This window comes from Pseudomonas sp. 21 (assembly GCF_000955805.1).
GTDB lineage: Bacteria > Pseudomonadota > Gammaproteobacteria > Pseudomonadales > Pseudomonadaceae > Pseudomonas.
On sequence record NZ_JYOA01000007.1, the window covers coordinates 282,379 to 288,719 of the forward strand.

General features: G+C 65.4%; 7 protein-coding genes and 1 other RNA gene. 6 read left to right on the plus strand and 2 right to left on the minus strand.

What is annotated here, in order from left to right:
- Window position 1: 1 nt before the first annotated feature.
- Window positions 2–1,336: a Xaa-Pro aminopeptidase gene (gene pepP, locus UB43_RS16785; protein WP_045213129.1), complete on the minus strand. Its 1,335-nt coding sequence runs from the start codon at window positions 1,334–1,336 to the stop codon at window positions 2–4.
- Between the two features lie 8 nt (window positions 1,337–1,344).
- On the minus strand, window positions 1,345–1,899 hold the full coding sequence (locus UB43_RS16790) for a UPF0149 family protein (RefSeq protein WP_045213132.1): 555 nt from the start codon (window positions 1,897–1,899) through the stop codon (window positions 1,345–1,347).
- A gap of 182 nt (window positions 1,900–2,081) precedes the next feature.
- Between UB43_RS16790 and UB43_RS16795 the strand changes: the two genes are divergently transcribed.
- From UB43_RS16795 to UB43_RS16815, 6 genes are all read left to right on the plus strand, one after another.
- Window positions 2,082–2,291, plus strand: a complete 210-nt coding sequence (locus UB43_RS16795) for a TIGR02449 family protein (protein ID WP_017521390.1) — start codon at window positions 2,082–2,084, stop codon at window positions 2,289–2,291.
- A complete protein-coding gene (locus UB43_RS16800) occupies window positions 2,288–2,617 on the plus strand; it encodes a cell division protein ZapA (RefSeq protein ID WP_045213134.1) in 330 nt (109 codons plus the stop codon). Before UB43_RS16795 ends, UB43_RS16800 begins: the two co-directional genes overlap by 4 nt.
- Before the next feature lie 31 nt (window positions 2,618–2,648).
- Window positions 2,649–2,827: non-coding RNA, 6S RNA (ssrS, locus tag UB43_RS29200), on the plus strand.
- Window positions 2,828–2,836: 9 nt separating this feature from the next.
- Window positions 2,837–3,466: a 5-formyltetrahydrofolate cyclo-ligase gene (locus UB43_RS16805; RefSeq protein ID WP_045213135.1), complete on the plus strand. Its 630-nt coding sequence runs from the start codon at window positions 2,837–2,839 to the stop codon at window positions 3,464–3,466.
- A gap of 462 nt (window positions 3,467–3,928) precedes the next feature.
- On the plus strand, window positions 3,929–4,390 hold the full coding sequence (locus UB43_RS16810; RefSeq protein ID WP_045213136.1) for an EVE domain-containing protein: 462 nt from the start codon (window positions 3,929–3,931) through the stop codon (window positions 4,388–4,390).
- Between the two features lie 44 nt (window positions 4,391–4,434).
- The gene (locus tag UB43_RS16815; RefSeq protein ID WP_045213138.1) at window positions 4,435–6,294 is read left to right on the plus strand and encodes a diguanylate cyclase; all 1,860 of its coding nucleotides are present in this window, start codon (window positions 4,435–4,437) and stop codon (window positions 6,292–6,294) included.
- The last annotated feature ends 47 nt before the right edge of the window (window positions 6,295–6,341 follow it).

Here is a 6,341-nt window from a genome sequence, read left to right on the forward strand (position 1 = left end):
GTCAGGCGGCCTGGGCCTTGGCCTGCGCCATCAGTGCCTCGATTTCGGCGACAGTCTTCGGCACGCCGTTGGTGAGCACTTCGCAACCGGTCCTGGTCACGACGACGTCGTCTTCGATGCGCACGCCGATGCCGCGCCATTTCTTCGGCACGTCGGTGTTGTCCGGCGAAATGTAGATACCCGGCTCGACGGTCATCGACATCCCAGGTTCGAGCACGCGCCATTCGCCGCCGACGCGGTATTCGCCGACGTCGTGCACGTCCATACCCAGCCAGTGGCCGGCACGGTGCATGTAGAAGGCCTTGTAGGCTTCGCGCTCGATCAGCTCGTCGACGTCGCCCTTGAGCAGGCCCAGTTCCACCAGCCCGGCGGTGATGACCCGCACGGTGGCCTCGTGGGCTTCGTTCCAGTGACGGCCCGGGGCGATGTAGTCGAAGGCTGCCATGTTGGCGTCCAGCACCAGCTGGTAGATGGCCTTCTGCTCGGGGCTGAAGGTGCCGCTGGCGGGGAAGGTGCGGGTGATGTCGCTGGCGTAGCAGTCGATCTCGCAGCCGGCGTCGATCAGGATCAGGTCGCCGTCCTTGATCTGCGCGTCGTTCTCCCGGTAATGCAGGATGCAGGCGTTGCGGCCGGTGGCGACGATGGAGCCATAGGCCGGCATCTTCGCGCCGCCCAGGCGGAAAGCGTATTCCAGCTCGGCTTCCAGGTGGTACTCGTAAAGCCCCGGACGGCAGGCCTGCATGGCGCGGATGTGGGCACCGGCGGAGACTTCCGCGGCGTAGCGCATCACCTTCACCTCACCGGCGCTCTTGTACAGCCGCTGGTCGTGCAGCAGGTGGTCGAGGGCGACGAACTCGTTCGGCGGCTGCGCGCCCTGGCGCGCCTTGGAGCGGATCACGTTGATCCACTCCATCAGCCGGCGGTCGAACTCCTGGTTGGCGCCGAGGGCGTAGTACACGCGGTCGCGGCCTTCGATCAGGCCCGGCAGGATGTCGTCGATATCGCCGATGGGGAAGGCATCGTCGGCGCCGAAGGTGCTGATGGCACCGTCCTGGCCAGCGCGCAGGCCGTCCCAGAGCTCACGCTCCGGATCGCGCTCGCGGCAGAACAGCACGTACTCGCCGTGCTCGCGGCCGGGGATCAGCGCCATCACCGCTTCCGGCTCGGGGAAGCCGGTGAGGTACTGGAAGTCGCTGTCCTGGCGATAGACGTGCTCGACGTCGCGGTTGCGGATGTACATCGGCGCCGCCGGGAGAATGGCGATGCTGTTGGGTTCCATCTGCGCCATCAGCGCCTTGCGACGACGGGCGTATTCCGACTTGGCGATACGGATCATGCGCGACCTCAATGCAGGGAGGGTTTCTCGGCCGGTGCCGGCACCTTGCCGAATTCGGAGAACAGCAACAGCGGGGCGACGCGCAGGTATTCCTGCACTTCCATGTAGTCGGCCTCGCCGTCTTCGGATTCTTCCAGCTGGCCGCCGACCTGGGCGATGGCGGCGATGTCCTGCAGCACTTCATCGGCTTCGTCCGACAGGCTGGGGGCACGCAGCGCCAGGCCGAAGCCGGCGAGGAAGCCCTGGCACCACTGGCCCAGGGCGGTGGCTCGCTCCAGCAACGGCTCGTCGTCGTTGGGCAGCATCAGCACCACGGCCATCTCGCCCTGGCTGAAGTCCTGCTGGACCATGCCCAGCAGGCCGCCCAGTGCCGCGCCCAGGCGTTCGCCCGGCTCGCCACCGAGCAGTTCACCGGCGGCCTGCAGCCATTCGCCCTGGTCGAAACCAGACCCGGCGCAGACGCGACCGAGCAGGTGGCCGTGCAGTTCGGCGGGGGAAATCGGCAGGGCTGCCTCGGCGAGCAGGGCGGCGAAGGCGGTGTAGGCGGAGCTGGAAGTGGACATGATCGAACCCGGGTGACGGCTAGGCGCCATCAGGCGCCGCGCATAGAATATGGTCCGTTATCCTAGCACCGGCGCACACCGCAAGACCATGTGACGACGCGCCGGGCAGCCGTGCGTTGACCCACCCCCACGGCAGTCCTATATAGTTCTCGATTACTTAAGCAACTCCCAAGCGAGAGCCCATGGAAGACGCCGACCTGCACGCGCTGATCGCCAAGTTCGACCTGCTGCTCCAGCGCCTGGAACAGCTCAAGGCCGAGAACCGGCTGCTGCGGGCGAACGAGAAAAGCTGGCGGGAAGAACGCGCCCATCTGATCGAGAAGAACGATTTGGCTCGGCAGAAGGTCGAAGCGATGATTTTGCGTCTTAAAGCCCTGGAGCAGGACTCATGAGCCAGTCGAACACCCTGAACGTCCAAATCCTCGACAAGGAGTACTGCATCGCGTGCCCTGCGGACGAGCGCGTCAACCTGGAAAGCGCCGCGCGCTATCTGGACAGCAAGATGCGCGAGATCCGCTCCAGCGGCAAAGTGATCGGTGCCGACCGCGTCGCGGTGATGGCGGCCCTGAACATCACCCACGACCTGCTGCACAAGCAGGAGCGCGTGGAACACGACAGCGGGTCCACCCGTGAACGCGTGCGCGAACTGCTCGAGCGCGTGGATCGCGCCCTGACCACAGACACCCCTACCACCGATAAAGACCAGGGTGAAGTCTGACCAGGGAAATTTCCTTGGGGTATAATCGCCTCGCTCCCTGGTGTGTTTGCCAGTCGGTGATGTCCCTGAGCCGATAATTGCAACAACGGGGGTTGCCAGTTGGGCTGGTGTGCATGTCCGCACGACGGAAAGCCTTAAAGCCTGCTGCAACCACCACCTTGAACTCTCGGGTTCAAGGGCTAACCCGACAGCGGCATGTCCGGGGAGCTTTACCCTTCCATGATCCACGCAGATTCCCTCTCCCGCCCTGCCCTGCGCCGCCAGCTGCGCCAGGCCAGACGCGCGCTCACGCCCCTCCAGCAACGCCTCGCCGCCCAGGCTCTGTATCGCCAGCTCGCGCAGCACCCGCTGTTCCGCCGGGCGAAGCACATTGCCCTGTATCTGCCGGCTGACGGCGAAATCGACCCGCGCCCGTTGATGCAGGCTGCGCAGAAGCGCGGCAAGGCAACCTACCTGCCGGTGCTCTCCCACTGGCCACGCACGCACATGACCTTCCAGCAGGTGGGCATCGGCGAGCGCTGGGTACGCAACCGCTTCGACATCGCCGAACCGCAGGCCGACCGTCGGCGCCAGCGTCCCGCCTGGGCGCTGGACCTGCTGTTGCTACCACTGGTCGGCTTTGATCCACAAGGCGGCCGCCTGGGAATGGGCAAGGGGTTCTACGACCGGACCCTGGCCTACCTGGGAATGCGCAAAAATTGGCAGAAACCGACGCTATTGGGCCTGGCGCACGAGTGCCAGAAGGTCGACAAGCTGGAGCTGGCGAGCTGGGATGTGCCGCTGATGGGCATAGTGACGGACGACGGCTGGTATGGCCGTCTCGCGACGGAATCGCGTTCCTTGCGATAACCGTGGCGGCAGCAGTCCCCTGAGTCAGGGCTGCTGGGTGACCTGCACCGGGGCGTTGCCCTGGCGTTGTTCCCACAGGCTCTGGGTGTAACCGGTAGTGACGACACCCAGACCGAAAAGTATTACCAACACCCACAAAAGATCAGGCTTGCGTTTCATCGATTGCCTCCCCCTTCCAGGCAAACTGTCAACGATGGCCGGCGGTGGTTTTTTTATCCGTCCGGCAGGCCAAGCTAAAAACGGCGGCATTCTCCGACAATGAAAAGCTTCTCGCAATTCTGACGCCAACCGATCGTCGGAGGAGCAGTCGCCCCCAAAACTTCCGGCACTTTCAGGCAATGTTCATGCCGATACTCCTACATCTTCTTCCTACAATTTGTTTCCGGCGAGCCGGCAGCTTGTCGCAGGGAAACGCCTACCCTTAGTCATCGTTACCCGCCACGCACAAGGAGACCCTCGCGGATGGCACGCGCTTACTGGCTGATGAAATCCGAGCCCGACGAACTCTCGATCCACGACCTGCAGCGCCTGAAAACAGCGCGCTGGGATGGCGTGCGCAACTACCAGGCACGCAACTTCATGCGCAGCATGCAGCCGGGCGACCTGTTCTTCTTCTACCACTCCAGCTGCCCGGAGCCGGGCATTGCCGGCATTGCCGAGATTCAAGGCGAGGCCTACCCGGACCCGACCGCCCTGGACCCGAAAAGCCACTACCACGATCCCAAGGCCAGCGACGAAAAGAACCCCTGGACGGCCCGTGATGTCGGCTTCGTCGAGGCCTTCCGCTCGGTTCTGCCGCTGGGCATCCTCAAGGCACAGGCCGGACTGGAAGAAATGCCGCTGGTGCAGAAAGGCAGCCGTCTGTCGGTCATGCCGGTCACGGCCGAACAGTGGGCGATCGTCGTCGGCCTGGCGCACAAGTAGAGGCACTGTGCTATTAGGTTACTGAAGCCCCCGGAATTCGCCGCATGCACCGCCTTCAGTCCTCATTAGCTACCTACCTCGGGCTTGGCGGTCTGCTCTGTGTGCTCCTGCTCGCCAGTGCCTGGCTGGGCGAAGAGCTGGCGAGCAGCGAACGGCAGCGGGTGCAGGAGCGCCTGACCTACCAGGGGCGCAGCCTGGCGCACCAGTTGGAAGCCAACCTCCACGAACAGGTCCAGGGCCTGGACCTGCTTGCCCAGCTGTGGACCCACCACGGCCGCATGCCCCGCCCCGAATGGGAGCTGGACGCGCGCTTCTACGTGCGCAGCTTCCCCGGCTACCAGTCGATCCAGTGGTCCGGCCCGGACTTGCGCATCCGCTGGCTGGAACCGCTGCAAGGTAACGAGGCAGCGCTCAACTTCCAGCTTTCCCCGCAGCACCCCAACTACGCCACGGCGATGTCCGCCCGCGACAGCGGCAAGCCGCGCCTGAGCGACAGCGTGGAGCTGGTGCAGGGCGGACGTGGCTTCGTGCTCTACACACCGGTGTATATCCGCGATGCGGACAGTCAGCTGCGCTTCGACGGTTTCATGCAGGGCGTCTTCCGCGTCGGCCCGCTGATGGACAACCTGCTCCGGCAGGCCGACAACCACCTGTTCAGCGTGCGCCTGCTGGAGCACGGCAGGCCGCTCTATGTGCGCGAACAGCCCGCCGGTGATGCCGAACAGACCCTGCGGGTGCCGTTGCGCCTGCTCAACAACCGCAGCTTCGAACTGGAGCTCAGCCCCACTTCGGCCCTCGTGCAGTCACTGTCCACGCCGTTGCCGAAGGTGGTGTTCGGCGGCGGCGTTGCCATCAGCCTGCTGCTGGCGGCGGCGCTGTTCCTCGCCCGCGAGAACGCCCGCCGCGCCACCGCGCTGAGCGCCAGCAACCAGCTGCTCAACCAGGAAGCCGAGCAACGCCAGTCGGTGGAGGCCCACCTGCGCGACAGCCGCGAGCGCCTGCAGCTGGCGCTGGACCTCACCGACTCCAGCCGCGATGCGCTATTCATCTTCGACCTGCAACAGCGCGAGCTGCTGCACATGAACCGCGCAACCTACAACACGCTGGGCTACAGCGCCGAGGACTTCCGCCACCTGCTGCGCGATGACCCCGAACGGCTGATTCCCGGCTTCCACGCCTGGATCCAGCTGGTGCAACAGGCGCACCGGCTGAACCTGTCGATGATCTTCCAGCGCGAAATGCAGCGCCGCGACGGCAGCCTGCAACCGGCGGAGATCAACACCCAGCTGATCCACCAGGGCGACCGCGACTACCTGATCGCCGTGGCCCGCGACAACAGCGAGCGCCTGCAACTCGAAGCGCAGCTGCACAGGCTCTCGCAGCAGGACGGCCTCACCGGCCTGTTCAACCGCCGCTACTTCGACCGCCAGCTGCAGAGCGAATGGCGCCGCCTGCGCCGCGCCGACGCGCCGCTGGCGGTGCTGATGCTCGACGTCGACCACTTCAAGCGCTTCAACGACTGCCTCGGCCACCTGGCCGGCGACGACGCGCTGCGGCGCCTCGCCAGCTGCCTGCAGGAGTGCCTGCAACGCGAAGGCGATGTGGCTTGCCGTTATGGCGGCGAAGAGTTCGTCATCATCCTCACCGACACCGGGCTGGAAGGCGCCAGCCATGTCGCCGCGCGCATCCACCGGCGCGTGGCCGAGATGGGCATCGCGCATCCGGCCGGTGAACTGGGAAGACTGACGGTGAGTATCGGCCTGGCCATCGCCACGCCGGGGCAGGACGCCGAGCCGGACCAGTTGATCGCCCAGGCTGACCAGGCGCTGTATGCCGCCAAGCACAAGGGGCGGAATCAGACCTGCGTGTGGCCGGTGGATAGGGCCGAGCATACGCTCTCCTGACCCCTCAAGCCTGGCAAGGACACCCCAATGTAGGAGCGGGCCATGCC